The sequence below is a fragment of the Streptomyces sp. 7-21 genome (genome assembly GCF_016741785.1).
Classification (GTDB): domain Bacteria; phylum Actinomycetota; class Actinomycetes; order Streptomycetales; family Streptomycetaceae; genus Streptomyces.
The window spans coordinates 189,919-216,082 of sequence record NZ_JAERRL010000007.1 but is presented as its reverse complement, the minus strand read 5'-3'; the positions used below and the strand labels follow the sequence as shown (position 1 = coordinate 216,082).

The 26,164-nt window shown below is 74.8% G+C and carries 24 protein-coding genes; 18 read left to right on the top strand and 6 right to left on the bottom strand.

The window, feature by feature from the left end:
* Positions 1-449 precede the first annotated feature (449 nt).
* Positions 450-1,562, bottom strand: coding sequence for an FAD-dependent monooxygenase (locus JK356_RS11775; protein WP_201867606.1), 1,113 nt, complete (start codon positions 1,560-1,562; stop codon positions 450-452).
* Between the two features lie 159 nt (positions 1,563-1,721).
* On the opposite strand from JK356_RS11775, the gene JK356_RS11770 reads away from it, so the two are divergent.
* The 6 genes from JK356_RS11770 (at position 1,722) to JK356_RS11745 (ending at position 7,451) form a co-directional block, all read left to right on the top strand.
* Positions 1,722-2,363 (top strand): TetR/AcrR family transcriptional regulator C-terminal ligand-binding domain-containing protein, encoded by a 642-nt coding sequence (locus JK356_RS11770; protein ID WP_307815531.1) that lies wholly within the window; start codon positions 1,722-1,724, stop codon positions 2,361-2,363.
* A 104-nt stretch (positions 2,364-2,467) separates the two neighbouring features.
* On the top strand, positions 2,468-3,496 hold the full coding sequence (gene argC, locus JK356_RS11765; protein WP_201867605.1) for an N-acetyl-gamma-glutamyl-phosphate reductase: 1,029 nt from the start codon (positions 2,468-2,470) through the stop codon (positions 3,494-3,496).
* A complete protein-coding gene (gene argJ, locus JK356_RS11760) occupies positions 3,493-4,644 on the top strand; it encodes a bifunctional glutamate N-acetyltransferase/amino-acid acetyltransferase ArgJ (protein ID WP_201867604.1) in 1,152 nt (383 codons plus the stop codon). Before argC ends, argJ begins: the two co-directional genes overlap by 4 nt.
* On the top strand, positions 4,641-5,627 hold the full coding sequence (argB, locus tag JK356_RS11755) for an acetylglutamate kinase (protein WP_201867603.1): 987 nt from the start codon (positions 4,641-4,643) through the stop codon (positions 5,625-5,627). Before argJ ends, argB begins: the two co-directional genes overlap by 4 nt.
* The gene (locus tag JK356_RS11750; RefSeq protein ID WP_201867602.1) at positions 5,627-6,826 is read left to right on the top strand and encodes an acetylornithine transaminase; all 1,200 of its coding nucleotides are present in this window, start codon (positions 5,627-5,629) and stop codon (positions 6,824-6,826) included. Before argB ends, JK356_RS11750 begins: the two co-directional genes overlap by 1 nt.
* Positions 6,827-6,863: 37 nt before the next feature.
* Positions 6,864-7,451 (top strand): arginine repressor, encoded by a 588-nt coding sequence (locus JK356_RS11745; protein WP_201867601.1) that lies wholly within the window; start codon positions 6,864-6,866, stop codon positions 7,449-7,451.
* 82 nt (positions 7,452-7,533) lie between these two features.
* Here JK356_RS11745 and JK356_RS11740 read toward each other — a convergent pair whose 3' ends face one another.
* Positions 7,534-8,034, bottom strand: a complete 501-nt coding sequence (locus tag JK356_RS11740) for a hypothetical protein (protein WP_201867600.1) — start codon at positions 8,032-8,034, stop codon at positions 7,534-7,536.
* 291 nt (positions 8,035-8,325) lie between these two features.
* On the opposite strand from JK356_RS11740, the gene JK356_RS11735 reads away from it, so the two are divergent.
* On the top strand, positions 8,326-9,522 hold the full coding sequence (locus JK356_RS11735; RefSeq protein WP_201867599.1) for an argininosuccinate synthase: 1,197 nt from the start codon (positions 8,326-8,328) through the stop codon (positions 9,520-9,522).
* Positions 9,519-10,949 carry an argininosuccinate lyase gene (gene argH / locus JK356_RS11730; protein ID WP_201867598.1) on the top strand — a complete coding sequence of 477 codons (1,431 nt, stop codon included), beginning with the start codon at positions 9,519-9,521 and terminating at the stop codon, positions 10,947-10,949. Before JK356_RS11735 ends, argH begins: the two co-directional genes overlap by 4 nt.
* Before the next feature lie 52 nt (positions 10,950-11,001).
* Here argH and JK356_RS11725 read toward each other — a convergent pair whose 3' ends face one another.
* Positions 11,002-12,003, bottom strand: a complete 1,002-nt coding sequence (locus tag JK356_RS11725) for a Gfo/Idh/MocA family protein (RefSeq protein ID WP_201867597.1) — start codon at positions 12,001-12,003, stop codon at positions 11,002-11,004.
* Between the two features lie 176 nt (positions 12,004-12,179).
* Here JK356_RS11725 and JK356_RS11720 point away from each other — a divergent pair, with 176 nt between their 5' ends.
* Positions 12,180-13,151 (top strand): aldo/keto reductase, encoded by a 972-nt coding sequence (locus tag JK356_RS11720; RefSeq protein WP_201867596.1) that lies wholly within the window; start codon positions 12,180-12,182, stop codon positions 13,149-13,151.
* An 82-nt stretch (positions 13,152-13,233) separates the two neighbouring features.
* Here the strand turns inward: JK356_RS11720 and JK356_RS11715 are convergent, their stop codons facing one another.
* A complete protein-coding gene (locus JK356_RS11715; RefSeq protein WP_201867595.1) occupies positions 13,234-13,914 on the bottom strand; it encodes a 1-acyl-sn-glycerol-3-phosphate acyltransferase in 681 nt (226 codons plus the stop codon).
* 513 nt (positions 13,915-14,427) lie between these two features.
* Here JK356_RS11715 and JK356_RS11710 point away from each other — a divergent pair.
* A complete protein-coding gene (locus JK356_RS11710; RefSeq protein WP_201867594.1) occupies positions 14,428-14,925 on the top strand; it encodes a GNAT family N-acetyltransferase in 498 nt (165 codons plus the stop codon).
* On the opposite strand, the gene JK356_RS11705 is transcribed toward JK356_RS11710, so the two are convergent.
* Positions 14,905-15,366 (bottom strand): hypothetical protein, encoded by a 462-nt coding sequence (locus tag JK356_RS11705; protein ID WP_307815530.1) that lies wholly within the window; start codon positions 15,364-15,366, stop codon positions 14,905-14,907. The two genes, JK356_RS11710 and JK356_RS11705, sit on opposite strands and share 21 nt — an antisense overlap.
* Positions 15,359-15,733 (bottom strand): hypothetical protein, encoded by a 375-nt coding sequence (locus JK356_RS11700; RefSeq protein WP_201867592.1) that lies wholly within the window; start codon positions 15,731-15,733, stop codon positions 15,359-15,361. Before JK356_RS11700 ends, JK356_RS11705 begins: the two co-directional genes overlap by 8 nt.
* 413 nt (positions 15,734-16,146) lie before the next feature.
* Here JK356_RS11700 and JK356_RS11695 point away from each other — a divergent pair, with 413 nt between their 5' ends.
* The 8 genes from JK356_RS11695 to JK356_RS11660 all read left to right on the top strand — a co-directional run bounded on the left by JK356_RS11695 (position 16,147) and on the right by JK356_RS11660 (position 26,154).
* The gene (locus JK356_RS11695) at positions 16,147-17,217 is read left to right on the top strand and encodes a methionine ABC transporter ATP-binding protein (protein WP_201867591.1); all 1,071 of its coding nucleotides are present in this window, start codon (positions 16,147-16,149) and stop codon (positions 17,215-17,217) included.
* On the top strand, positions 17,214-17,885 hold the full coding sequence (locus JK356_RS11690; RefSeq protein ID WP_201867590.1) for a methionine ABC transporter permease: 672 nt from the start codon (positions 17,214-17,216) through the stop codon (positions 17,883-17,885). The genes JK356_RS11695 and JK356_RS11690 overlap by 4 nt, the downstream gene beginning before the upstream one ends.
* Positions 17,886-17,980: 95 nt before the next feature.
* Complete coding sequence (locus JK356_RS11685; RefSeq protein ID WP_201867680.1) at positions 17,981-18,844, top strand: MetQ/NlpA family ABC transporter substrate-binding protein; 864 nt, start codon at positions 17,981-17,983, stop codon at positions 18,842-18,844.
* 122 nt (positions 18,845-18,966) lie between these two features.
* Complete coding sequence (locus tag JK356_RS11680) at positions 18,967-19,563, top strand: GNAT family N-acetyltransferase (protein ID WP_201867589.1); 597 nt, start codon at positions 18,967-18,969, stop codon at positions 19,561-19,563.
* A 79-nt stretch (positions 19,564-19,642) separates the two neighbouring features.
* Positions 19,643-20,911, top strand: a complete 1,269-nt coding sequence (gene cbiE, locus JK356_RS11675) for a precorrin-6y C5,15-methyltransferase (decarboxylating) subunit CbiE (RefSeq protein WP_201867588.1) — start codon at positions 19,643-19,645, stop codon at positions 20,909-20,911.
* 157 nt (positions 20,912-21,068) lie between these two features.
* Positions 21,069-23,879: a nicotinate-nucleotide--dimethylbenzimidazole phosphoribosyltransferase gene (cobT, locus tag JK356_RS11670; RefSeq protein WP_201867587.1), complete on the top strand. Its 2,811-nt coding sequence runs from the start codon at positions 21,069-21,071 to the stop codon at positions 23,877-23,879.
* A 167-nt stretch (positions 23,880-24,046) separates the two neighbouring features.
* On the top strand, positions 24,047-25,306 hold the full coding sequence (gene cobA, locus JK356_RS11665) for a uroporphyrinogen-III C-methyltransferase (protein ID WP_201867586.1): 1,260 nt from the start codon (positions 24,047-24,049) through the stop codon (positions 25,304-25,306).
* Positions 25,303-26,154, top strand: coding sequence for an RNA methyltransferase (locus JK356_RS11660; RefSeq protein WP_201867585.1), 852 nt, complete (start codon positions 25,303-25,305; stop codon positions 26,152-26,154). The genes cobA and JK356_RS11660 overlap by 4 nt, the downstream gene beginning before the upstream one ends.
* Positions 26,155-26,164 lie beyond the last annotated feature (10 nt).

Sequence of the window (26,164 nt, the reverse complement as noted above, 5' to 3'; positions counted from 1 at the left end):
CCGCCTGCCCCGGCACTGGCGCCGGGGCAGGCGGCCCTCCCCGCAGTGTCCCCCTTGGTCCGGCCTCCTCGACGCCGCGGCAGCCGCGCGCAGCGGGCTCGCGGGACAGCCGGGAAAGCCGCGCGCCGGGACCGCCGCCCGGCACGCCTGGCGAGCAGCGGCGGCCAGCAGGCCCCGGCCGGCATCGTGCTGGCGTTCAGCCACGCGGCCTGGCCGGGGCCGACGTGGTCCAGCAGCCGGGGCAAAACCCTCATGGGCGAGCCGGTGACCATGTCCGCCGGGACGTCCGCCGGGACGTCCGCCGGGACGGTGGCGAGGGTGAGGACGGCCGCGGGAGCAGGACCCGCTGGTGCCAGAGTCGCTCGGCGGAGCCGGGGCGGGTCGTTCACCAGCGCTTTCTCCGGCGGGCGGGGGCGCCGCCGGTGCCGCGGAGCGGGGCGGCGCGCCGGTCACGCGGCGGCGCCGGCCGCGCGCAGCGCCGCGTTGCGGGCGGCGATGTCCTCCCAGGTCGCCGGCAGGACGCGGGCGCGGCCGGCGTGGACGCGGTCCTGGGCGAATGTGACGTAGGGGCGCTGCCGCTCCTCGTACCGCGCGAACGCGGCGGCGTGGTCGCCGTCGCACCGGTCCAGCTCCTCAGCGAGGAAACGGGCGCCGGTGAGGGCGAGCGAGGTGCCGCGGCCCGAGAGGTAGGCGGGGCTGTAGCCAGCGTCCCCGACGAGGACGACCCGGCCGCGGTGCCAGTTGGGCATGCAAATCTGGCTGGCGGAGGAGAGATAGAAGCCGGGGTCGGCGAGGGCCGCGTCGAGCAGCTCGGGGATCCGCCATGACCGGCAGTCCGCGAAGACGCCGGCGAGGATCCGCTTCTGGGCGGCCACGTCGTGGTGGTCGTAGCCGAGCGGCTCCGAGCGGAACTGGAACACCGCGGTGGCCGTGCCCCCGTACCGGAACAGGCCCGCCATCCGGCCGGGGACATTGCAGATCAGGTTGGGGCCCGTTCCTCCCGCCTCGGCGGGATAGGAGGCGAGCGCGACGTAGGCGCCGAGATGCCGCACGTAGGCCGCCTCGGGCCCGAAGGCCAGGGCGCGCACCGCCGAGTGCTGGCCGTCGGCGCCGATCACCACGTCGTACCGGCCGGTGCGGCCGGAGGCGAAGCGCACGGTGGCGCCGTCGCCGCCGTCGTCCAGCGCCGCGACCGAGTCGCCGAAGCGGAGCGCCACGGACGGCGGTAGCGCGTCGGCGAGGAGCCGCACCAGGTCCTCGCGGAGGATCTCGATGTCGTCGTCGGAGTCGCCGACCTCATCCAGCGGCAGCCAGGCCACCGGCTCGCCGGCGTGGTCGACGAACTGGGTGCGTTCGGACATGCGGATCCGCCGCTGGCGGATTCCCTTCAGCAGCCCCATCCGGTCCGCGGTGGTGATCGCGTCGCCGCGGATGTCGATGGGGGTGCCGGTGAGGCGGAGCCGGGGCGCGTACTCGACGACGGTGACGTCGTGGCCGCGGCGGGCGAGTTCGCCGGCGCAGGCGAGCCCGGCGATGCCCGCTCCGGAGACAAGGATGTGCACGGTGCCCTCCAGGGGCTGCTGGGACGGGTGCGGAACGCGGCGCTGGAGCCGCGGGTGCGGCGCGCCGGCCGCTCTAAAAGAAACAAACTGTTGCTTTAAGCAGCGTACGTGCCGCTCGCTTGCACCGCAACGCCGCCCCTGGCGACAATCGGCGCCCTGGTGAAACGGGAGGTGAGCGCGGCGATGGCCGCCGACGAGACCGCTGCCCGGCCGCCCGCGCGGCGCCCCGGCGGCCGCAACGCGCGCGTCCGGGCACGGATCCTGGAAGCGACCGTCGAACTCGTGGCCCGCGACGGCGTCACGGGCTTCCGCTACGAGCAGGTCGCTGAGCGTGCCGGCGTGCACAAGACGAGCGTCTACCGCAACTGGCCCGACCGTGAGGAGCTCGTCGTCGAGGCCGTGCTGCGCTACGCCGAGGACCTGGCCTCGGTCGCCGACACCGGCGACCTCCACCGCGACCTGGTGGACTACGTGCTCGCGCTCGCCAGCGGCCTGGCGACGCCGTTCGGGCGGGCGCTGGAGCAGGCGCTCCAGGCCGCCCGCCAGGGGTCCGCCGTCCGCACGCTGACCAGGATCCTCGAGCAGCGGCAGGCCGCCCTGCGGCGCCGGGTGGACGCCGCCGTCGACCGGGGTGACATCCCTCCGGTCGACAGCTCCTTCCTCGGCGAGATGATCTCCGGCCCGGCTCACCTCGTCGTCAACCGCGGTGCCCGCCCCTTTACCCGCGAGGACGCCGAGCGCGTCGTCAGCGTCGTTCTCGCGGGCATCCGGGCCACGGCTCCGCGGCCCTCACGCTCCTGAGCCCCGGGCCGGTCTGCCGGGCCGGGGCGGCCGGTTCCCGCCATTGCATAAACGTTCCGTGCTGCGTATAGTCATGCCATTGATGTGAGCAGGAGGGAGTCGCCATGACAGTGCGCGCGGCGGTGGCGGGTGCGAGTGGTTATGCGGGGGGTGAACTCCTGCGCCTGCTCGTGGCGCACCCGGACACGGAGATAGGCGCGCTCACCGGCGGCGCCAACGCCGGCCAGCGCCTGGGCGCGCTCCAGCCCCACCTGACCCCTCTGGCCGACCGGGTCCTGGAGCCCACCAGCCCCGAGACGCTTGCCGGGCACGACGTCGTCTTCCTGGCCCTGCCCCACGGCCAGTCCGCCGAGGTCGCGCGTGCCCTCGGCGAGCAGACCCTGGTCATCGACTGCGGCGCCGACTTCCGCCTGCGTGAGCCCGGGGAGTGGGAGCGGTACTACGGCTCGCCGCACGCCGGCACCTGGCCCTACGGCCTGCCGGAACTGCCCGGGGCCCGTGACGCCCTCAAGGGGTCCAGGCGCGTCGCGGTCCCCGGGTGCTACCCCACCGCCGTCACGCTCGGGCTGTTCCCGGCGTACGCCGCCGGGCTGGCCGAGCCCGAGGCGGTGGTCGTCGCCGCCTCCGGCACCTCCGGCGCCGGCAAGGCGCCCAAGCCGCACCTGATGGGCAGCGAGGTCATGGGCGCCATGAGTCCCTACGGCGTCGGCGGCGTCCACCGGCACACCCCGGAGATGATCCAGAACCTGACGGCCGTCGCGGGCGAGCCGGTCACCGTCTCCTTCACGCCCACCCTCGCCCCCATGGCCCGGGGCATCCTCGCCACCAGCAGCGCCCGCGCCCGGCCCGGGGTGACGGCCGGGGCGCTGCGCGAGGCGTACGCCGCGGCGCTGGACGCCGAGCCGTTCGTGCACCTGCTGCCCGAGGGCCAGTGGCCGTCCACGGGCGCCGTGCAGGGCTCGAACACCGTGCTCGTGCAGGTCGCGCTCGACGAGCGGGCGGGCCGCATCGTCGTCGTCAGCGCCGTCGACAACCTCACCAAGGGCACCGCCGGCGCGGCGGTGCAGTGCATGAACATCGCTCTCGGACTTCCCGAGGAGCGGGGACTTCCCACGATCGGAGTCGCACCATGAGCGTCACGGCCGCACAGGGATTCCGGGCGGCGGGCATCGCCGCCGGACTGAAGGAGAACGGGGAGCCGGACCTCGCGCTCGTCGTCAACGACGGCCCCCGCCGCGACGCGGCGGGTGTGTTCACCGCCAACCGCGTCAAGGCCGCGCCCGTGCTGTGGTCCGAGCAGGTGCTGCGCGGCGGCACGGTGAGCGCCGTCGTCCTCAACTCCGGCGGCGCCAACGCCTGCACCGGCCCGCTCGGCTTCCAGGACACCCACGCCACCGCCGAGCGCGCCGCCGCGGAGCTGGGCCACTCGGCCGCCGAGATCGCCGTCGCCTCCACCGGCCTCATCGGCGTACGGCTGCCCATGGACAAGCTGCTGCCGGGCCTGGCCACCGCCGCCGCCGGGCTGTCCCGGTACGGCGGCGACCGGGCCGCGATCGCCATCAAGACCACGGACACCGTCCACAAGACGGCCGTCGCCGAGCGGGACGGCTGGACGGTGGGCGGCATGGCCAAGGGGGCCGGGATGCTCGCCCCCGGCCTGGCCACCATGCTCGTCGTCCTCACCACGGACGCCGACCTGCCCGCCGCCGAGCTCGACTCCGTGCTCCGCGAGACCACCCGCACCACGTTCGACCGCGTGGACTCCGACGGCTGCATGTCGACCAACGACACCGTCCTGCTGCTGGCCTCCGGCGCCTCCGGCATCGCGCCGCCGCGCGAGGAGTTCGCCGGGGCCGTGCACGCCGTGTGCGCGGACCTCGCCCGGCAGCTCGTCGCCGACGCCGAGGGCGCCTCCAAGGACATCCGCGTCGAGATCATCAACGCCGCCACCGAGGACGACGCCGTCGAGGCGGGCCGCGCCGTGGCCCGCAGCAACCTCCTCAAGTGCGCCATCCACGGTGAGGACCCCAACTGGGGCCGTGTGCTGGCCGCCATCGGCACCACCTCGGCCGCCTTCGAACCCGACCGGCTCAGCGTCGCCATCAACGGCGTGTGGGTGTGCAAGAACGGCGCCATCGGCGAGGACCGGGACCGGGTCGACATGCGCCCCCGCGAGGTGCACATCACCGCCGACCTGGCCGCGGGCGACGCCTCGGCCGTCATCTGGACCAACGACCTCACCGCCGACTACGTGCACGAGAACAGCGCCTACTCCTCATGACCGCGACGCCCGCACCCGCACCCGTACCCGCCCGCAAGCACACCGCGCTGCCCAAGGCCCGCATCCTCATCGAGGCGCTGCCCTGGCTCACCCGCCACCACGGCAAGACCGTCGTCATCAAGTTCGGCGGCAACGCCATGGTGGACGAGGAGCTGAAGGCCGCGTTCGCCCAGGACGTCGTCTTCCTGCGCCACGCCGGACTGCGGCCGGTCGTCGTCCACGGCGGCGGGCCGCAGATCACCGCGCAGCTCGACCGGCTCGGCCTCACCTCGGAGTTCCGCGGCGGCCTGCGCGTGACCACCCCCGAGACCATGGACGTCGTCCGCATGGTGCTCGCCGGGCAGGTGCAGCGCGAACTCGTCGGCCTCCTCAACCGCCACGGGCCGCTCGCCGTCGGCATGACCGGCGAGGACGCCCGCACCATGTCCGCCGCCAAGCGCTACGCCGAGGTGGACGGCGAGCCCGTCGACCTCGGCCGCGTCGGCGAGATCACCGGCATCGACACCGGCGCCATCCAGGCGCTGCTGGACGACGGCCGCATCCCGGTCGTCTCCTCCATCGCCCGGTCCTCCGACGACGACCACGTCTACAACATCAACGCGGACACCGCCGCCGCGGCCCTCGCCGCCGCGCTCGGTGCCGAGACGCTGATGGTCCTCACCGACGTGGAGGGCCTGTACGCGGACTGGCCTCACAGCGACGAGGTCATCAGCCGGCTGACCGTCAGCGAGCTGGAGCAGCTCCTGCCCGACCTGGCCAGCGGCATGGTGCCCAAGATGGAGGGCTGCCTGTACGCCGTCCGCAACGGCGTGCGCACCGCCCGCGTCATCGACGGGCGGGTCCAGCACTCCATCCTGCTGGAGATCTTCACCGACGAGGGCATCGGCACCATGGTCGTCCCCGACGAGCCCGGCGGGGCCGGGGAGGCCAGCGAGGCGGACGGGACGAACGAGGCCGGCGGCACCGCGGAGGAGGCGCACTGATGAGCAATCAGGAACTGACCCGGCGGTGGCAGGCCGCCCTGATGAACAACTACGGCACCCCCCGCGTCCCCCTCACCCACGGCGAGGGCGCCCGGCTGTGGGACGCCGACGGCAAGGAGTACCTCGACTTCCTCGGCGGCATCGCCGTCAGCTCGCTCGGCACCGGCCACCCGGCAGTCGTCCGCGCCGTCTCCGACCAGATCGCGCTGCTCGGCCACGTCTCCAACCTTTTCATCGCCGAGCCGCCGGTCGCCCTGGCCGAACGGCTCCTCGCGCTCGCCGGCCGCCCCGGCAAGGCCTACTTCTGCAACTCCGGTGCGGAGGCCGTCGAGGCGGCGTTCAAGCTCGGCCGCCGCACCGGCCGGACCCACATGGTCGCCACCGAGGGCGGCTTCCACGGCCGCACCCTCGGCGCCCTGGCCCTGACCGGGCAGCCCGCCAAGCAGGAAGGCTTCCACCCGCTGCCCGGCGACGTCACGCACGTCCCCTACGGTGACGCCGACGCGCTGCGCGCCGCCGTCACCACCGACACCGCCCTGGTGATCATCGAGCCGATCCAGGGCGAGGCCGGCGTGATCGTCCCGCCCGGCGGCTACCTCGCCGCCGCCCGCGAGATTACCCGCGCCACCGGCACCCTGCTCGTCATCGACGAGGTGCAGACCGGCATCGGCCGGACCGGCCACTGGTTCGCCAGCCAGGCACAGGGGATCGAACCGGACGTCCTCACCCTCGCCAAGGGCCTGGCGGCGGGCATGCCCATCGGCGCCACCCTCGCCTTCGGTGACGCCGCGGACCTGTTCGGCCCCGGGCAGCACGGCTCCACCTTCGGCGGCAACCCCGTCTCCTGCGCGGCCGCGCTCGCCGTGCTCGACACCATCGAGTCCGAGGGCCTGCTGACGCGGGTGAAGGAGACGGGGGAGCGGCTGCGGGAGGGCATCTGGCGGCTGGGGCACCCGCTCGTGGACCGCGTCAGGGGCGAAGGGCTGCTGCTGGGTATCGTGCTCACCGAGCCGCTCGCACCGCGCGTCCAGCAGGCGGCTCAGGATGCGGGATTCCTGGTGAACGCGGCCACCCCCGAGGTGGTGCGGCTCGCGCCGCCGCTGATCATCGGCGACGCGGAGGTGGACGCCTTCCTTCGGGCGCTGCCAGGGATCCTCGACGCGGCCGACGCGGCGCGCGCCTCCGCCGCCGGCCAGTGACCCGGAGGACGACCCGGAGAGGACCCTGAGAGGGAGCATGGCAGAAGAGCGGCAGCACCGGGGCACGACCAGACCCGTGAGTTCGGCGGGGCCGTCCGTACCGCAGACACGCGCCGCGCGGCACCGGCGGATCGTGGAGATCCTCAACCGGCAGCCGGTGCGGTCCCAGAGCCAGCTGGCCAAGCTGCTGGCGGACGACGGGCTGACCGTGACCCAGGCGACGCTCAGCCGTGACCTGGACGAGCTGGGGGCGGTGAAGATCCGCAACACCGGCGGGGAGCTGATCTACGCCGTCCCCAGCGAGGGGGGCTTCCGCACGCCCCGGGCGCCGCTGGGGGAGTCGGCCAAGGAGGAGCGCATGGCCCGGCTCGCCGGCGAGCTGCTGATCTCCGCCGAGGCGTCGGCCAATCTGGTCGTGGTGCGGACCCCGCCCGGCGCCGCCCAGTTTCTTGCCTCGGCCATCGACGCGGCCGAGGTGCACGACATCCTCGGCACCATCGCCGGGGACGACACCGTGCTGCTGATCAGCCGTGACCCGGCCGGCGGCCAGTCGCTCGCCGACCACCTGCTGCGCCTGGCACAGCGGCAGGCCGAGCACCGGGTCAGCGACGAGCGCGTGGGCTGAGCCCGCGCCCTGCCGCCCGGCGCCTCCGCGGAGCCGGGGTAGTGACGGCCCGTCAGGCCGCGGGCCGTCACCTGCCCCGCCGTCAGAAGACGAACGGCGGCTCCTGCGGTGACAGGGGCGTGCATTCCAGGCGCATCGTGCCGGCCGTGCTGACGAGGGACGCGAACCGCAGTTCCTCACCCGCGGGCGGGGTGCCCGTCATCGGGCCGGAGTCGAAGGGCTGCCCGAGCACCGTCCAGTCCGGGTTGGCGCGCCCGGTGAAGGTGACCTCCTCGCCGTCCGGGGAGGACAGCGTCACCGTCGTGCGCACCATTCCGGCCGGGATCGCGTGTGTCGCCCACAGCACGGGAGTTGTCAGGGTGAGGGTCACCTCGTCCCCGTGCCGCTCGGCCGCAAGAGTGGCCTCCCCGGAACCGTAGAAGTACCCGCAGTACACCTCGACAGTCGCGGTGGCGGATTCGGAGGGTGCGCCGGCGGATGCGGTGGCGGGCGCGGCGGCCGGGGCCGGGGGCGCCATGACCAGCGCGCCCACCGCCACCGCGGCCGCGGCTGCCGTACCCCGTACGACGGACTGAATGCTCATACAGCTGCCTTCCTGCGGCACATGGCCCGCACCCGGGGCGGCCGGAACGCTGGCCCGTACCGGGCGGCAGGCCGGCGACGATTAGTTGACTGTTGAAGCATATGGGCGCGGGCAGGGCTTGCCAGGGCTACTTCACGCCAGAATCCGCAGGTCCCGGGGGGTGCGCGGCCGCCTGGTCCCGCGCCCCGGGGTTCCGGTCACCGGTGCCCGGCGCCCCGCTTTGACGAATCATGCGGAGTGCTGCATAGTTATTCTCAGATGTCGTGGGCAGCACTCACCAAGGAGACCTCCGTGACCAAGCGCGTCGTACTCGCTTACTCCGGCGGCCTGGACACTTCCGTCTGCATCGGCTGGATCGCCGAGGCGACGGGGGCCGAGGTCGTCGCCGTCGCCGTCGATGTCGGCCAGGGCGGCGAGAGCCTGGACGTCATCCGCAAGCGCGCGCTGGCCTGCGGCGCCGTCGAGGCCGAGGTCGTCGACGCGCGCGAGGAGTTCGCCCAGGAGTACTGCCTGCCCGCGGTCAAGGCCAACGCCCTGTACATGGACCGCTACCCGCTGGTCTCGGCGCTCTCCCGGCCGCTCATCGTCAAGCACCTGGCCGCGGCCGCCCGGAAGCACGGCGCCGACACCGTCGCCCACGGCTGCACCGGCAAGGGCAACGACCAGGTCCGCTTCGAGGCCGGCATCGCCGCCCTCGCCCCCGACCTGGCCTGCATCGCCCCGGTCCGGGACTACGCCATGACCCGGGACAAGGCGATCGCCTTCGCGGAGGAAAAGGGCCTGCCGATCGCCACCACCAAGAAGTCCCCGTACTCCATCGACGCCAACGTCTTCGGCCGCGCCATCGAGACCGGCTTCCTGGAGGACATCTGGAACGCGCCGATCGAGGACATCTACGGCTACACGCAGGACCCGGCCGTCCCGCGGGAGCCCGACGAGGTCGTCATCACCTTCGAGCGCGGCGCGCCCGTCGCCATCGACGGCCGGCCCGTCACCATGCTCCAGGCCATCCAGGAGCTGAACGAGCGGGCCGGCGCCCACGGCGTGGGCCGGATCGACATGGTCGAGGACCGGCTGGTCGGCATCAAGTCCCGCGAGGTCTATGAGGCACCCGGCGCCATCGCGCTGATCACCGCGCACCAGGAGCTGGAGAACGTCACGGTCGAGCGCGAGCTGGCCCGGTTCAAGCGGCAGGTCGAGCAGCGCTGGACCGAGCTGGTCTACGACGGCATGTGGTTCTCCCCGCTCAAGCGCGCCCTGGACGGCTTCGTCGCCGAGGCCAACGAGCACGTCAGCGGCGACATCCGGATGACGCTGCACGGCGGCCGCGCCGTCGTCACCGGCCGCCGGTCCGACTCCTCGCTGTACGACTTCAACCTGGCCACGTACGACACCGGCGACGCCTTCGACCAGTCGCTGGCCAAGGGCTTCATCGACATCTTCAGCCTGTCCAGCAAGATCGCGAGCAAGCGGGACCTGGCCCAGTGACCGGACAGCAGCCCTCCGACGTCCGCCTGTGGGGCGGCAGGTTCGCCGACGGCCCCGCCGAGGCCCTGGAGAAGCTCAGCGCCTCCGTCCACTTCGACTGGCGGCTCGCGCCGTACGACATCGCCGGCTCCCGGGCCCACGCCCGGGTGCTGCACCGCGCCGGCCTGCTCACCGACGACGAGCTGGAGCGGATGCTCCAGGGCCTGGACCAGCTCGCCGCCGACGTGGCGGACGGCACGTTCACCGGCACCGTCGCCGACGAGGACGTCCACACCGCCCTGGAACGGGGCCTGCTGGAGCGGCTCGGCCCGGAGCTCGGCGGCAAGCTCCGCGCCGGGCGCTCCCGCAACGACCAGGTCGCCACGCTGTTCCGGATGTACCTGCGCGACCACGCCCGCATCATCGGCGGCCTGCTCGCCGACCTCCAGGAGGCCCTCATCGGCCTGGCGGAGGCGCACCCCGACGCCCCGATGCCCGGCCGCACCCACCTCCAGCACGCCCAGCCGGTGCTCTTCGCCCACCACGTCCTGGCGCACGTCCAGGCGCTGGCGCGGGACGGCGAGCGGCTGCGGCAGTGGGACGCCCGCACCGCCGTGTCGCCCTACGGCTCGGGCGCGCTCGCGGGCTCCTCGCTCGGGCTCGACCCGGAGGCGGTCGCCGCCGAGCTGGGCTTCGAGTCGGGCTCAGCCGCCAACTCCATCGACGGCACCGCCTCGCGGGACTTCGCGGCCGAGTTCGCGTTCGTCACCGCCATGATCGGCGTGGACGTCTCGCGGATCGCCGAGGAGATCATCGTCTGGAGCACGAAGGAGTTCTCCTTCATCACGCTGCACGACGCCTTCTCCACCGGCAGCTCGATCATGCCGCAGAAGAAGAACCCGGACATCGCCGAGCTGGCGCGCGGCAAATCCGGCCGCCTCATCGGCAACCTCACCGGCCTGATGGCCACGCTGAAGGCCCTGCCGCTGGCGTACAACCGCGACCTCCAGGAGGACAAGGAGCCGGTCTTCGACTCCTGCGACCAGCTGGAGGTGCTGCTCCCCGCCTTCACCGGCATGCTCGCCACCCTGACCGTCCACCGCGACCGGATGGCCGAACTGGCGCCCGCGGGCTTCTCCCTGGCCACGGACGTGGCCGAGTGGCTGGTCAAGCAGGGCGTGCCGTTCCGCGAGGCGCACGAGATCGCGGGGGAGTGCGTCAAGGCCTGCGAGGCCCGCGGCATCGAGCTGGACGAGCTGACCGACGAGGAGTTCGCCGCGATCTCGCCCCACCTGACGCCCGGGGTGCGCGCCGTGCTCACCGTCGAGGGGGCGCTGGCCGCCCGCGACGCCCGGGGCGGCACCGCGCCCGCCGCGGTCGCCGTCCAGCTGAAGGAGGCCAAGGACCAGCTGGCCGTCCAGCGGGCCTGGGCCACGCGCACGAGCTGACGCCCGGCACCCGCCGGGCCGGCTCGCTGGCCGGCGGGACCCGGCGGGCGTCTCACTCGCCGGGGTAGCGCACCCCGATCCGGGCCCGCACCGCGTCCAGCGTCCGCATCACGGCCAGCGAGCCGTCCAGCGGCACCAGCGGCGACTCGCGCTCGCCCGCCCGCAGCGCGCGCATCACCTCGGCCGCCTGGTGCACATACGAGTCGCCCGGGCCGGGCACGGTGATCTCCTCCGGGTCCCGGCCCGCGCGGTGCAGCACGCAGCGCTCCGCGTGGAAGAAGCCCCGCGGGATCTCGATCCGTCCCGCCGTGCCGGTCACCGACGCGGTCCTCGGGGTGTCCGACTCCAGGGAGCACGTCAGCGCGGCCACCGCCCCGGAGGCGTGCCCCAGCACCACGCCGGTGTTGACGTCGACGCCATTGCGCAGCCGCGCCCACGCCGTGACGTCCGCGGGCTCGCCCAGCAGCAGGTGGGAGAACGACACCGGGTACACGCCCAGGTCCAGCAGCGCGCCGCCGCCGAGCTCCGGGTTGAGCAGCCGGTGCGTGGCGGGCACGTCCACGGACAGGCCGAAGTCGGCGTGCACGGTCCGCACCTCACCGATGGCGCCGTCAGCCACCAGCTGGGCGACCCGGCGGACCAGCGGGTTGCAGTACATCCACATGGCCTCCATGAGGAAGACGTCCCGCTCCCGGGCCAGGGCCACCAGCTCCTTCGCCTCGGCCTCGTTGAGGGTGAACGGCTTCTCGCACAGCACCGCCTTGCCCGCGCGCAGGCACTCCCGCACGGCGTCCCGGTGGGCGCTGTGCGGCGTGGCCACGTAGATCACGTCCACGTCCGGGTCGGCGGCCAGTTCGGCCCAGGTGCCGTAGGCCCGGGGTATCTGGAAGCGCCGGGCGAACTCCTCCGCCGACGCGGCGGAACGCGAGCCGACGGCCGCCACCGTGGCGTCCGGCATCGTCCGCAGGTCGGCCGTGAACCTCGCCGCGATGCCGCCGGTCGCCAGGATTCCCCACCGCACCGGCCGCACCGCAGCCGTTGTGCCGCCGCTCATGCCACACCCTTCCGTCTCGCTCCGTGGGCCAGTTTCCGCGCCATCCGGCCCGGTCACCCCGGGTGTGCCCGGACGGCCTCCGGCATCGTAAGCGCCCCGCCGCGCGGACCCGCCCGGCGGGCGGGGGTTACGGTGAGCGGGCAGCGTCCGACCGCCCCCGAAGGAGGCACCCGCCGATGGCGTTCTCCCGGTTCCGCCCGCACGCCACCCCCGTGGCCCGCGTCGGCCTCGGGCTCGCTGCCGTCGGCCGCCCCGGCTACCTCACCCTGGGACGCGACCGCGACCTGCCCGCCGAGCGCACCCCGGCGGCCCTGCGCGAGCGGACCCACCAGCTGCTGGACGCCGCGTACCAGGCGGGCGTGCGCTACCTGGACACGGCCCGGTCCTACGGCCGCGCCGAGGAGTTCCTCGGCGCGTGGCTGCGCTCCCGCCCCGGCACCGGCGACGCGGTCACCGGCAGCAAGTGGGGCTACACGTACACGGCGGGCTGGCGCACCGACGCCGAGGTCCACGAGGTCAAAGACCACAGCGCCGCCACCTTCGACCGCCAGTACGCCGAGAGCCGCGCCCTGCTGGGCGACCGGCTGGACCTGTACCAGATCCACTCCGTCACTCCCGACAGCCCCGCGCTGGGCGACCCGGACCTCCGCGCCCGCCTGTCCGCGCTCGCCAGCGACGGCGTCAGCGTGGGCCTGACGACCAGCGGCCCGCACCAGGCCGAGACCATCCGCGCCGCCCTGCGCGTCACCGAGGGCGGCAAGCCGCTGTTCCGCACCGTGCAGGCCACCTACAACGTGCTGGAGACCTCCGCCGGCGCCGCGCTCGCCGAGGCGCACGCGGCGGGGCTGACCGTCATCGTCAAGGAAGGCATGGCCAACGGCAGGCTGGCCGCGCCCGACGCCCCCGAGCCGCTGCGGCGCCTCGCCGCGGAGACCGGCGCCGGACAGGACGCCGTCGCGCTGGCGGCCGTGCTGCACCAGCCCTGGGCGGGCATCGTGCTGTCGGGCGCCGCCACCGTCGCGCAGCTGGCCAGCAACCTGGCCGCCGCCCGGCTGCGGCTGGACGCCCGGCAGCTCACCGCCCTGGCGGGCCTGGCCGAGCCGCCCGAGGTGTACTGGCGCCACCGCTCGTCCCTGCCCTGGCACTGAGCAGCGGAGGGAGGGAGCGCCGCGGACGGGCAGCGGCGGGGAAAGCCGCGGGGCACGCTGCGGGGACCGCGGGAAAACGGTGTCAGGCGGCCTTGACTTTCGTGGCGTACACGTCCACGTACTCCTGGCCCGACAGGCGCATGACCTCCGTCATCACCTCATCGGTGACCGCGCGCAGCACGTACCGGTCCCGGTCCATGCCGTCGTAGCGGGAGAAGTCCAGCGGCTGGCCGAAGCGCACAGTGATGCGCCGCCCCCGGCCCAGGCGCGGCAGCCCCCGCCCGCCGGGCTGCACCTGGTCGGTGCCGATCACCGCGAACGGCACGACCGGGGCGCCGGTCATCAGCGTCAGCCGTGCGATGCCCGTCCGCCCGCGGTACAGCCGGCCGTCGGGGGAGCGGGTGCCCTCGGGGTAGATGCCGAAGACCTTCCCCTCCTCGAGGATCCGCCGGCCCGTCATCAGCGCGGCCACGCCGCCGTGACCGCCGTCGCGGTCCACCGGCACCATGCCGACCCCGGTGAAGAACCACGCCATCAGGCGCCCCTTGAGGCTCCGGCCCGTGACGTACTCGTCCTTGCCGATGAAGAAGACCTGCCGTCCGCAGACCAGCGGCAGCACCAGCGAGTCGATGAACGTCAGGTGGTTGCCCGCCAGGATCACCGGGCCCTCGGCCGGGATGCGGTCGGCCCCCTCGACCCGGGGCCGGAAGACCAGCTTCAGCAGCGGGCCGAGCAGCACCTTCAGCAGCGCGAAACGGGACACTTTCCCTCCGGTTCCCCTCCGGTCGGCACATGGTCATGCGCGCGGCCGCATGACATCAGGACGATACTCGCGTCCGCCCGCGTCCGCCGCACCGGGTGCGACCTGGGTTGACGCCCGGGCCTCTCGGCCCTGCCGCGCCCCGCCCGCCATGGCCCCTCCGGCTGCCGCCCGCACACCCCCGGCCGGGTCTCGGCGAGACCGCGCGCTCCGCCGAGGGCACCGGGCCCGTCACCGCCCCGTCATCCCCCGGCAGCGGTGGCGCCCTCACCGCTCCGGCCACGCTCGCCGCCGGCTTTCGAACTGACGGAACGCCACACCATGGCGGCACCGCGCAACCCCGCCGGGAGTCAGATATCTCTCACGGCAGTTGGCCATGCCGCATTCCCAAGGCACCAACTCCCTAGCACAATATCGACGGCGCGGACCCGCCCGCGCCGTCAGGGCTCCCCCGGCCGTCCGCGCGACCCTCCCCCGTGCGCGGCTGGCCCACCACCGCTGAGGAGGCGTGTGTCCATGGGCAAGAGTGTCACCATCGACAAGGCAACTGAGCAGGACGCCGAGCAGATCCTCAAGCTCCAGTACCTCTGCTTCCAGGCCGAAGCGGAGATGCGCGGCGACTACAGCATCGAACCGCTCACACAGTCCCTCGCCGCGCTGCGCGACGAGATCCAGAACGGCTGTGTCCTGGTCGCGCGCCTCGGCGACGAGGTCGTCGGCTCGGTCCGCGGCACCGTCGACGCCGACGGCACCGCCTGCATCGGCCGCCTCATCGTCCACCCGCGCCTGCGCCGCCACGGCCTCGGCGGCCGGCTGCTGGCCACCATCGAAGAGCGGCTGGCCGAGGAGCGCGCCGCCGCCCGCTACCGGCTCCTCGCCTCACGCGGCCCGGCACACCTGCGGCTGTACCGCCGGCTGGGCTACGTGCCGGTCGCGACTGAAGAGGTCTCCCGCAAGCTCAGCACGGTGACGCTGGAGAAGGAGGCTCCCCGCTCACTGGCTGCCAGCGCCTGACGCGGCCCGCTGCTCCCGCCGGTCCCGCCGGTCACCACGCAGCCACAGCAGCCCGGTGACCGGCAGGACCAGGGGGAAGAACAGATAGCCCATGCCGTAGTCGGACCACACGGTGGCGTCGGGGAACGCCTCCGGCTCCACCAGCGTCCACGTGCCCACGACGAGCACGCCCGCCAGCTCCGCGCCGCAGCACGCCAGCGCGGCCCGCCGGGCGCCGTCACCGCCGCGCACCAGGCACAGCGTGATGAACGCGTACACCACCGCTGCCACCGCCGAGAGCGTGTACGCCAGCGGCGCCTCTTCGAACCGCGTCGACAGCTGGTAGGCCGACCGGGACGCGGCCCCGACCGCGAAGATCCCGTACAGCGTCACCAGCAGCCGCCCCGGGCCGTGGCTCAGCGTGCCCCGTGTCTTCCGGCCGTCCGCCGCCTCCTCAGCCACCGGCACCTCCCTGCCACACGTCCGCCAGCCGCAGCTGGAGCACCGCCATCACCAGGGCACCGGCCGCCACCGTCGCCGAGCCCCAGCGGCTGCGCTCGCCCAGCGCGACGATCGCCACCAGCGGCAGGCACAGCGCCACCGCCAGCAGGTAGGACACGAACACCGCCGCCGACCCGCCGCCGGGCCGCTGCCCGTCCGCCAGCTGGAACACGCTCACCGCCAGCTGCACCAGCGCCAGCAGCAGCACCACTGCCATGCCCAGGTAGTGCCAGTCCTTGACGGGCTGGTCGCGCAGCGATGCGTAGCCGCACCACCCGGCCAGGGCGAGCGCGGTCACCAGCACCGTAACCGTCAGCGGGGTGAGCATGCGCCGACTCTACTGCGGCCCGCCCGGCCGCCCGCCGCCGCCCCGGGGCACCCCGGGCCCGACCCCGGCCCCACCGCCCGGGGTGGCGTTGGCCACAGCCCGCCCGGTTACGCCCGCTTCGCCGCCGGCCCCGCGGCGAACGTCTGTTTTACTGGACCGCATGCACACGACGAGCACCCGCACCCAGGCGACCGCGGCCGCGATGACGCCCGGTGCTCGCTGTCTGTGCCGAATGTGTGACCGCTGAGGGCCCACGCCCCCGTGAGCGGACTCGCGCCCCGAAGCGAGCCCTCAAGGCCGGCCGCAGCCAGGCCGCCCGCCAGGGTTGAGCTCACACCCCCAGTCCCGCACCGGACATTCCCGCGCCCCGCCGCGCCCGCCCGCGCGAGGGGCCCGACAGTGACGGAACGCCAGTGATCACCACCACGGACCTCACCAAGGTCTACCGCTCACGTGGCCGCGAGGTGACCGCCGTCGCGGACGTGAACCTCCACGTCCGCACGGGCGAAGTCTTCGGCGTCATCGGCCGCAGCGGCGCCGGCAAGTCCACGCTGATCCGCTGCCTCAACCTCCTTGAGCGCCCCACCTCCGGCACGGTCACCATCGACGGCCAGGACCTCACCGCACTCGCCGCCCACGGCGTCCGCGCCGGCCGCGACCTGCGCCGGGCCCGCACCCGCGTCGGCATGATCTTCCAGCACTTCAACCTGCTGTCGGCCCGCACGGTCCAGGGCAACGTCGAGCTGCCCCTGGAGATCCTCGGCCTCACCCGCAGGGAACGCGCCCGCAAGGCCCTCGACCTGCTGGACCTCGTCGGTCTCGCCGACCGGGCCCGCGCTTACCCCGCCCAGCTCTCCGGCGGCCAGAAGCAGCGTGTCGGCATCGCCCGCGCCCTGGCAGGCGATCCCAAGGTCCTGCTGTCCGACGAGGCCACTTCCGCCCTGGACCCCGAGACCACGCGGTCCGTGCTGCGCCTGCTGCGCGAGCTGAACGAGCGGCTGGGCCTGACTGTCGTGCTCATCACCCACGAGATGGACGTGGTCAAGGCCGTCTGCGACTCCGCCGCCCTGATGGAGAAGGGCCGCATCACCGAGTCCGGCCGCGTGGCCGACCTGCTGGCCACGCCCGGCTCCCGGCTCGCCCGCGAACTGTTCCCGCTCAGCGGCGGCACGGGCGGCACGGGACGCACCGTCGTGGACATCACCTTCCACGGCGACGCGGCCGGCCAGCCCGTCATCTCCCAGCTCGCCCGGGACCACGACGTCGACGTGTCCATCCTGGGCGCGGCCATGGACACCATCGGCGGCCGCCAGACCGGCCGGATGCGCATCGAGCTGCCCGGCAGCGCCGAGGAGAACCGCGAGACGCTCCGGTTCCTGCGCGAGCGCGGCCTGACCGTCGAGATACCCGGCGCGGCCGGGGCGGGCGTCCCGGCCGCCGAGGCCCCCGCCGGCCAGACGACCGACGAGGGGAGCGCCGCATGACCTGGGACGAGATGGAGCCGCTGCTGACCCAGGGCACGATCGACACGCTCTACATGGTCGGCTGGTCCACGCTGTACACCGTCCTGGGCGGGCTGCCGCTGGGCGTGCTGCTCGTCCTCACCGACCAGGGCGGCCCGCTGCGCAACGCGGTGGTGAACAAGGCGCTCAGCCTCATCGTGAACGTGGCCCGGTCGCTGCCGTTCGTCATCCTGCTGGTGCTGCTGATCCCGTTCACCCGCTTCCTCGTCGGCACCGCCATCGGCCCGACCGCCGCCATCGTTCCGCTGTCCATCGGCGCCATCCCCTTCTTCGCGCGGCTGGTCGAGACCTCCCTGCGCGAGGTCGACCACGGTCTCATCGAAGCCGCCTGGGCGATGGGCGGCGGCACCTGGACGGTGGTGCTGAAGGTGATGCTGCCGCAGGCCCTGCCGTCGCTCGTGGCCAGCCTGACCAACACCGTCATCGTGCTGATCGGCTACTCGGCGATGGCCGGCGCCGCGGGCGCCGGAGGGCTGGGTACCCTCGCCCTCAACTACGGCTACCAGCGGTTCGAGGACCGGTTGCTGCTCCTGCTGGTGCTGGTCCTCATCGTCATCGTCACCGCCGTCCAGCTGCTGGGCGACGCCGTGGTGCGGCTCCTGCGCCGCCGCGAGCGCGCCAGCACCTGAGCCCGTTCCCCGATGCGAATCCCTCGCGAAGCCTCCGGCGCCCGACCGGCACCGGACACCGAAGAAGCACACACCGAAAGGCACTTTTCGTGCGTATCACCGAACACCCCCGTTTCGCGGCCGCCCTGGCCGCCACTGCCGCCCTCACCCTGGGCCTGACCGCCTGCGGCACCGACTCCGACCCCTCGTCCGGCGGCGGGGGCGGGGACGAGGCTGACGCCTCCGGGCCCCTGACCGTCGCGGCCACGCCCGTGCCGCAGGCCGAGATCCTCGAGTTCGTCCGGGACAACCTCGCCGAGGACGCCGGACTCGACCTGCGGATCCAGGAGTTCACCGACTACGTGCTGCCGAACACCGCGCTGGACAACGGCGAGGTGGACGCCAACTACTTCCAGCACCGGCCCTACCTGGACCAGTTCAATGCCGACCAGGGCACCGACATCGTCCCGGTGGTCAACGTCCACCTGGAGCCGCTGGGGGTGTACTCCGAGTCCCTGAGCGACATCCGTGAGCTGTCCGCCGGTGACACCATCGCCATCCCCAACGACGCCACCAACGGCGGCCGGGCCCTGAACCTGCTCGCCGAGCACGGCGTCATCGAACTCGCCGACGGCGCCGGCGCCGAGGCCACCACCAATGACATCGCGGAAGCGAACGGCCTGGAGTTCCGCGAACTGGAGGCGGCCACCCTGCCCCGCGCGCTCAGCGACGTCGACGCCGCGGTCATCAACGGCAACTACGCCCTTGAGGCGGACCTGAGCCCGGTCGAGGACGCCCTCATCGCCGAGGCCGCCGAGGACAACCCGTACGCCAACTTCCTCGCCGTCAACGCGGGCGACGAGGACGACCCGCGCGTGCAGACCCTCGCCCGCCTCCTGACCTCCGACGAGGTGCGGCAGTTCATCGAGGACACCTACGAGGGCTCCGTCATCCCGGCCTTCGGCGAGCCTGCCCCCTGACCCCGGCGCCCCCGGGCGCCCCGCCCGCACCCGGGTCCCGGCCGTGAGCCGGGGCCCGGGTGCCGCGTCCGCGCGGGCCATGCTGCATGCTGTCCCCCGCAGACCCCAGGCAGGAGCGGCGCATGACACCCACCTTCCCCGCGATCACCATCAGTACGGACCGGCTCCAGCTGCGCCCGTTCGAGGAAGCGGACGTCCCCGAGCTCACCGAGATGATGAACGACGAGCTCACCGTGGCCTGGACCGCCGTGCCCGTCCCCTACACGACGGCGCTGGCCCGGGACTGGATCACGCGCGTGGCCCCCGCCGAGCGCGCCGAGGGGCGCGGCATCGTCTTCGCCGTCGCCGAGAACCTCACCCACCGGCTCGTCGGCAGCGTCCGCCTGACCCGGACCGACTGGCACACCCTCTCCGCCGAGGCCGGGTACGTCATCGCCCCGTGGGCGCGGGGTGAGGGCTACGCGGCCGAGTCGATGCTCGCGCTGGCCCACTGGCTGTTCGACGACCAGAAGTTCGAGCGGCTTGAGCTGCGCACCGCCGCCGGGAACACCGCCGGGCAGCAGGTCGCCCAGAAGATCGGCTGCGTCAGCGAGGGCGTCCTGCGCAACGCCCTGATAGTGCGCTCGCGCACCGAGGACGGCGGCTGGACCGACATCCGCACCGACCTCATCGTCTGGGGGCTGCTGCCCGAGGACCTGGAGGACGCCCCGCAGGGCTGACCGCGCGGTAGGCTCGGGGCCGTTCCCGTCCCGACCTCCACCTCCCCGTACGTCTCCGAAGTCCTGGAGTCCCCCGGATATGGCCGACCGCGTCACCGTGATCGGATGGGACGGCAGCCCTCTGGACCCGGCCGCGCGGGCGGCGCTCCAGGCGGCGACCCTCGTGGCGGGCGCCCCCCGTCACCTGGCCCTCCCGGAGATCCCGTCCCACGCGGAACGCATCCAGCTCGGCAGCGTGCCCCTCGCCGCCCGCCGCATCGCCGCCCACCGCGGCACCGCCGTCGTGCTCGCGGACGGCGATCCCGGCTTCTTCGGCGTCGTGCGGGATCTGCGTGACCCCCGGCACGGCCTGGAGGTCGAGGTCATCCCTGCGGTCTCCGCCGTGGCCGCCGCGTTCGCGCGCGCCAGCATGCCCTGGGACGACGCCCGCGTCGTCGTCGCCACCCGCCGCACGCTGCGCCGCGCGGTCAACGTCTGCCGGGCCCACCCCAAGGTCGCCGTCCTCACCTCACCCGGGGCGGGCCCGGCCGAGATCGCGCTGCTGCTGGGCGGCGTCCACCGCACGTTCGTCATCTGCGAGTCGCTGGGCACCCCCAGGGAACGCGTCTCGGTCCTCACCTCGGACAACGTCACCCAGCACGGCTGGACCGACCCCAACGTCGTCCTCGTCATCGGCGGCACCGTGCCGGCTGCCGCCAGCGGCTGGCTCGCGGGCACGGACCCCGGGCACGACGCCCAGCCGCGCGGCTGGGGGCTGGAACCCGAGGAGTACGAGCAGCCCGCGCCGCCCGGGGGCCACGGCACGGGCGGGGACCCCCGGCTGCGCGCCCTCCAGCTCGCCGACCTCGGCCCGGGCACCGGCGACCTGCTGTGGGACGTCGGCGCGGGCTGCGGCCTGGTCGGCATCGAGGCCGCCCGCCTCGGCGCCGCCGTCATCACCGTCGACCGGGACGCCCGCGCCTGCGCCGTCATCGGCGCCACCGCCCGGCGGCAGGGCCTCCAGGTCGAGGTCGTCAACGGGCCGGCCCCGTCCGTGCTGGCCGGTCTGCCCGAGCCCGACCTGGTGCGCGTGGGTGCGGGCGGCACGCGCACGCTGGCGGCGTGCGCGGACCGCAGGCCCCAGCGCATCGTCACGCACGTGCTGACGCGGGACCAGGCCGAAGCAGCCGGGCGGATCCTGCGCGGCGCCGGGTACGAAGTCCGCTGCACGCTCGTGCAGTCCGTCGAACTTCGCACCGCCGACTGGTCGGAGCGGCACCGCAGCGTCGCCTTCCTTCTCACCGGCCGCCGCCCGGCGGCCGCGTCCGCGGCGAGGACCGCGCCGAACGGGCCCGCCTCCCACCCCTGACCGGCACGTCCCGTCAGCGCGGGTAGGCTGATGGATCGTTGTGCCGCCGCCCCGGCCCAGGGGATTCCTCCGCCTATGTCCGGATGTGGCGGGCACGCGACGGGAGCAGTGCACCCGTCGGGCTGGAAGGAGCACGACCGATGCGCGAGGGGTACGCATGACGGACACCGGCCGGATCCGGGAAGCGGCAGAGCCGGAGCAGGCGGCGCCGCCCCCGGCGCAGCACGAGGGACCGGGCGTTCCGGACCCCGCTGCCTACCCCTTTCCCGGCCAGCCCGCGGACACCGCGGAGCCGGCGGAGGGGGACGAGGAGGATCTGCTGATGCCGGGCGCCACCGGCGCCTGGGGCGACTCACTCGTGGCCGGCCGCACGGCCGCGCCCTCGTCCGGCACACCCGTGTCCCCGGCGCCCGGGCCGGCCGCGCCGGTGCCCGGCCCGGTGCCGCCGGAGCAGGCCGCCGGGCAGGCCCCTGCTCCCCAGCCGGCGCCGGCCGCACCCGTGCCAAAGGCCCCGGCGAACGAGGCCGCGGAACCGCCCCAGGCGGTGCCCGCGCCCGAGGCCGCAGCTGAGGCCGTGCCCGAAGCTGCACCTGACGCGTCCGGGGCCGTGCCCGAGACCGTGTCCGAAGCCGTGCCCGCCGGCGGCGCGCCGGCGGCGCCGGCGGACAGTGGGGAGCCCGCTCCGGCCCCTGGCGCTCCCGGTCCCGCGGACAGCGCGGACGGCGCGGACGGCGCGCCCGCCCCCGCCGACCTGGCCGCCGCCGCGCCGCCCGCTGCCGAGGCCCCCGCCCCCGGCACGGCGCAGCCCGGACCCGCCGCGCCGCCCGCCGCCGAGGCCCCCGAGGGGAACGCGGCGCCCGAGTCGCCCGGGGCGCCCGCGGTGCCGGAGCAGCCCGCGCCGGGCCCTGGCCCCGAGGCACAGGCAGCTCCTCCCGCGCCCGCGCCGGCCCCTGTCGTGCCCGGCCAGGCCGGTCCGCCGCAGACGCCGCCGCCCGCCGCGCCGCAGCCCGTGGCCGGCGTGCCCGCACAGGCCGGCGCCTGGCAGGCCCCGCCGCCCGCCGCCGTCCCGGCGCAGCAGCCCGCCTCCGAGCCGGCTCCGGAGCAGCCGCCCCAGCCCGCCGCCGCGCAGCCCCCGCAGCCGGAGGAGCCCGCCGCGGCCGGCGAAGCCCAGGAACCGGCCGCCCCGGAACCCGCGGCACCGCAGCCGGCTCCCGCGCCGGAGCAGCAGCGGCCCGCCCCGGCGGCGGCCCTGCCCGACGCCGAACGCGACGCCGTCCACCGGCTCATGCGTGAACGGCGGGACGTGCACGAGGGCTTCCGCCCCGACCCCATCCCTGACGAGGTGCTGCTGCGCGTCCTCCAGGCCGCCCACACCGCGCCCAGCGTCGGCCTCGCCCCGCCCTGGGACTTCGTCATCATCCGTTCCCCCGAGACCCGCCAGGCGGTCCACGACCTCGCGGTCCGCCAGCGCGAGGAGTACGCGGCCACCCAGCCCCGCGCCCGCGCCCGGCAGTTCAAGGAGCTCCACGACGAGGCCATCCTCGACGCCCCCGTCAGCATCGTCGTCACCGCCGACCCCACCCGGGGCGCCGGCTCCGCGCCCGGCCGCGCCCCCCGGCCGCACCTGGCGCCCTACTCCTCCGCGCTCGCTGTGGAGAACCTCTGGCTCGCCGCCCGCGCCGAGGGCCTCGGCGTCGGCTGGGTCAGCTTCTTCGATGAGCGCGAGCTCGTGCGCGCCCTCGGCATGCCCGAGCACCTCGACGTCGTGGCCTACCTGTGCGTGGGCTACGTCGACGAGTTCCCCGAGGAGCCCGGCCCCGCCCAGGGCGGCACCGCGCGCCGCAGGCCGCTGTCGTGGGTCGTGCACGAGGAGATCTACGGCCGCCGCGCCCTGCCCGGCTCCGAGCCGCACGACCTGCTCACCGAGACCCTCGCCGAGATCCGGCCGCTGGACGCGCAGGCGCTCGGGGAGGCCTGGGAGCGGCAGAAGCGGATGACGAAGCCCGCGGGCTCGCTCGGCGCCCTGGAGGTGCTGGCTGCCCAGCTGTGCGGGCTCGCCCGCACCTGCCCGCCGCCCGTGCCCGAGCCCGCCGCCGTCGCGGTGTTCGCCGGGGACCACGGCGTGCACGCCCAGGGGGTGACCGCCTGGCCGCAGGAGGTCACCGCCCAGATGGTGGCCAACTTCCTCCGCGGCGGCGCCGTGTGCAACGCCTTCGCCCACCAGGTCGGCGCCGAGGTCTGCGTCGTCGACGTCGGCGTCCGGGCCGACCTGCCGCCTGCCCCCGGCCTGATGCCCCGCAAGGTCCGGCCCGGAACCGGCGACATCACCGCCGGGCCGGCCATGACCCGGGACGAGGCGCTGCGGGCCCTGGAGGTCGGCATCGAGACCGCCCGCGACCTCGTCGCGGCGGGCAACCGCGCCCTGCTGACCGGCGAGATGGGCATCGCCAACACGACCGTCTCGGCGGCGCTCATCGCGGTGTTCGCCGACGCCGACGCCGCCGAGGTCACCGGCCGGGGCACCGGCGTCGACGACGAGACGCACGCGCACAAGACCGAGGTCGTGCGGCAGGCGCTCCAGCACCACCAGCCGGACCCGGCCGACCCGCTCGGCGTCCTCGCCGCCGTCGGCGGCCTGGAGCACGCCGCGCTGACCGGCTTCATCCTCGGCGGCGCCTCCCTGCGTGTGCCTGTCATCCTCGACGGCGTCACGGCGGGCGCCGCGGCCCTGGCCGCCCGCGCCATCGCCCCCGAGGCGGTGTCGGTGTGCGTCGCCGGGCACCGCGGCGCCGAGCCGGGCCACCAGGCGGCGCTCACCGCGCTCGGCCTGCGGCCCCTCGTCGACCTGGACCTGCGCCTGGGCGAGGGCACGGGCGCGCTGCTCGCGCTGCCGGTCGTGCAGAGCGCCGCCCGCGCCCTGCGCGAGGTGGCGACGTTCGACGCGGCGGGCGTGACCGACAAGAACTGACCGGCAAGAACTGACCGGCAAGAACTGACCCCCGCGGCGCCGGCTGCCCCCGGGCCGGCGCCGTACCGTGAACGGGGGCGGCCCGGCCGTCCCCGTGACCACGCCGCTCCAGCGCAGCAGCGGCGACGAGGAGTGAAGCCCGTCCCCCTGCGAGGAGCCGCACACCGATGCCCGAGATCCCTCCCTACCCGGTCGGTCTGCGCCTGGCCGGACGCCGTGTCCTGGTGCTCGGCGGCGGCACCGTCGCCCAGCGCCGCCTGCCCGCGCTGCTCGCCGCGGGCGCCGACGTGCTGCTGGTGGCCCCCGAGGTCACGCCCTCGGTCGAGGCGATGGCCGCGGCCGGAGAGCTGCGGTGGGAGCGGCGCGGCTACCGGGAAGGCGACGTGGCGGGCGCCTGGTACGTGCTGATCACGACCGACGACCCCGCCGTCAACGACGCTGCCTCCCGGGAGGCCGAGCGCCGCCGGGTGTGGTGCGTCCGCAGCGATGACGCGCAGGCCGCCACCGCCTGGACTCCCGCCACCGGCCACAGCGACGGCGTGACCGTCGCCGTGCTCACCGGCCGCGACCCGCGCCGCTCCGCCGCCGTGCGCGATGCCGTCGTCGAGGGGCTGCGCGAGGGCACCCTCGCCGCCCCCCGCCACCGCGACCGGCCGCCGGGTGTCGCCCTCGTCGGAGGCGGCCCTGGCGACCCCGACCTGATCACCGTGCGCGGGCGCCGCCTGCTGGCCGAGGCCGACGTCGTCATCGCCGACCGGCTCGGCCCGCGTGACCTGCTGGCCGAACTGCCGCCGCACGTCGAGGTCATTGACGCCGCCAAGATCCCTTACGGCCGCGCCATGCAGCAGGAGGCGATCAACGAGGCCCTGGTGCGGCACGCCAGGGAGGGCAAGTTCGTCGTCCGGCTCAAGGGCGGCGACCCGTACGTCTTCGGGCGCGGCAAGGAGGAGGCCGAGGCCCTCGCCAGGGCCGGCGTCCCCGTCACCGTCGTGCCCGGCGTCACCAGCGCCGTCAGCGTGCCCGCCGCCGCCGGGATCCCCGTGACCCACCGCGGCGTCGCCCACGAGTTCACCGTCGTCAGCGGCCACGTGCCGCCCGGTGACCCGCGCTCCCTGGTGCGCTGGCCCGCCCTGGCCGCGCTGGAGGGCACGCTCGTGCTGCTCATGGCCGTCGAGAACATGCCCGCCATCGCCGACGTCCTCGTCCGCCACGGCCGCGATCCCCGTACCCCCGTCGCCGTCGTCCAGGAAGGCACTACGCCCGGCCAGCGGCGGCTGGACGCCACCCTCGGCACCGTGGCCGAGCGCCTCGCGGCCGAGCAGGTGCGGCCCCCGGCCGTCATCGTCGTCGGCGAGACCGTGCGCGTCGGCGCGGCGGACGCGGAAGGACCCGAAGGACCGGAAGAAGGACCGGAAGGACCGGCGTGAGCGCACCCGTCACCGTCACCGACCCGGACGACCCGAGGCTGTCCGACTACACCGCGCTGACCGACGTCGCGCTGCGCACCAGGCGCGAGCCCGCCGAGGGCCTCTTCATGGCCGAAGGCGAGAAGGTGATCCGCCGGGCGCTGGCCGCCGGTTACCCGCTGCGCTCGGTGCTGGTGACGCCCCGGTGGGCCGAGGCCATGCGCGACCTCACCGAGCGCACGGCCGCGCCGGTCTACCTGGTGAGCGAGGACGTGGCGCGGCGCGTCACCGGCTACCACGTGCACCGCGGCGCCCTGGCCGCCATGCACCGCACCCCGCTGCCCGACCCGGCCCGGCTGCTGGCGCCCCCGGACCGCCCGGCGCCGCGGCGCGTGGCCGTCCTGGAGGACATCGTCGACCACGCCAACGTCGGCGCGGCCTTCCGCAGCGCGGCCGCCCTGGGCGTGGGTGCCGTCCTCGTCACGCCGCGCTGCGCCGACCCGCTGTACCGGCGGTCGGTCAAGGTCTCCATGGGCGCTGTGCTCCAGGTGCCGTGGACACGCCTGGCGAGCTGGCCGGCCGGCATATCCCTGCTGCGCGGCGCCGGTTACACCACGGCGGCCCTCGCGCTCGGCGGCGACCCGATCACCCTCGACGAGCTGGCCGCGCGGGACGACCCGCGCCTGGCCCTCATCCTCGGTACCGAGGGCCACGGCCTGGCCCCGCAGACGCTCGCGGCCGCCGACCTGACGGTCACGATCCCGATGAGCGGGGGAGTGGACTCCCTCAACGTGGCGGCCGCAGCGGCCGTCGCCTTCTACGCCACCCGCCCGCGCCAGGCGTCCGGGCCCGCGGCCCCGCGGCCGTAGCGGCCCGTAC

Coding starts and splice junctions, on each gene's coding strand:
- argJ (WP_201867604.1), top strand. CDS start 3,493: ATGAGCGTCACGGCCGCACAGGGATTCCGGGCGGCGGGCATCGCCGCC.
- JK356_RS11700 (WP_201867592.1), bottom strand. CDS start 15,733: ATGCTCACCCCGCTGACGGTTACGGTGCTGGTGACCGCGCTCGCCCTG.
- JK356_RS11690 (WP_201867590.1), top strand. CDS start 17,214: ATGACCTGGGACGAGATGGAGCCGCTGCTGACCCAGGGCACGATCGAC.
- JK356_RS11740 (WP_201867600.1), bottom strand. CDS start 8,034: ATGAGCATTCAGTCCGTCGTACGGGGTACGGCAGCCGCGGCCGCGGTG.
- JK356_RS11750 (WP_201867602.1), top strand. CDS start 5,627: ATGAGCAATCAGGAACTGACCCGGCGGTGGCAGGCCGCCCTGATGAAC.
- JK356_RS11710 (WP_201867594.1), top strand. CDS start 14,428: ATGGGCAAGAGTGTCACCATCGACAAGGCAACTGAGCAGGACGCCGAG.
- cbiE (WP_201867588.1), top strand. CDS start 19,643: ATGGCCGACCGCGTCACCGTGATCGGATGGGACGGCAGCCCTCTGGAC.
- cobA (WP_201867586.1), top strand. CDS start 24,047: ATGCCCGAGATCCCTCCCTACCCGGTCGGTCTGCGCCTGGCCGGACGC.
- JK356_RS11720 (WP_201867596.1), top strand. CDS start 12,180: ATGGCGTTCTCCCGGTTCCGCCCGCACGCCACCCCCGTGGCCCGCGTC.
- cobT (WP_201867587.1), top strand. CDS start 21,069: ATGACGGACACCGGCCGGATCCGGGAAGCGGCAGAGCCGGAGCAGGCG.
- argB (WP_201867603.1), top strand. CDS start 4,641: ATGACCGCGACGCCCGCACCCGCACCCGTACCCGCCCGCAAGCACACC.
- JK356_RS11725 (WP_201867597.1), bottom strand. CDS start 12,003: ATGAGCGGCGGCACAACGGCTGCGGTGCGGCCGGTGCGGTGGGGAATC.
- JK356_RS11680 (WP_201867589.1), top strand. CDS start 18,967: ATGACACCCACCTTCCCCGCGATCACCATCAGTACGGACCGGCTCCAG.
- argC (WP_201867605.1), top strand. CDS start 2,468: ATGACAGTGCGCGCGGCGGTGGCGGGTGCGAGTGGTTATGCGGGGGGT.
- JK356_RS11745 (WP_201867601.1), top strand. CDS start 6,864: ATGGCAGAAGAGCGGCAGCACCGGGGCACGACCAGACCCGTGAGTTCG.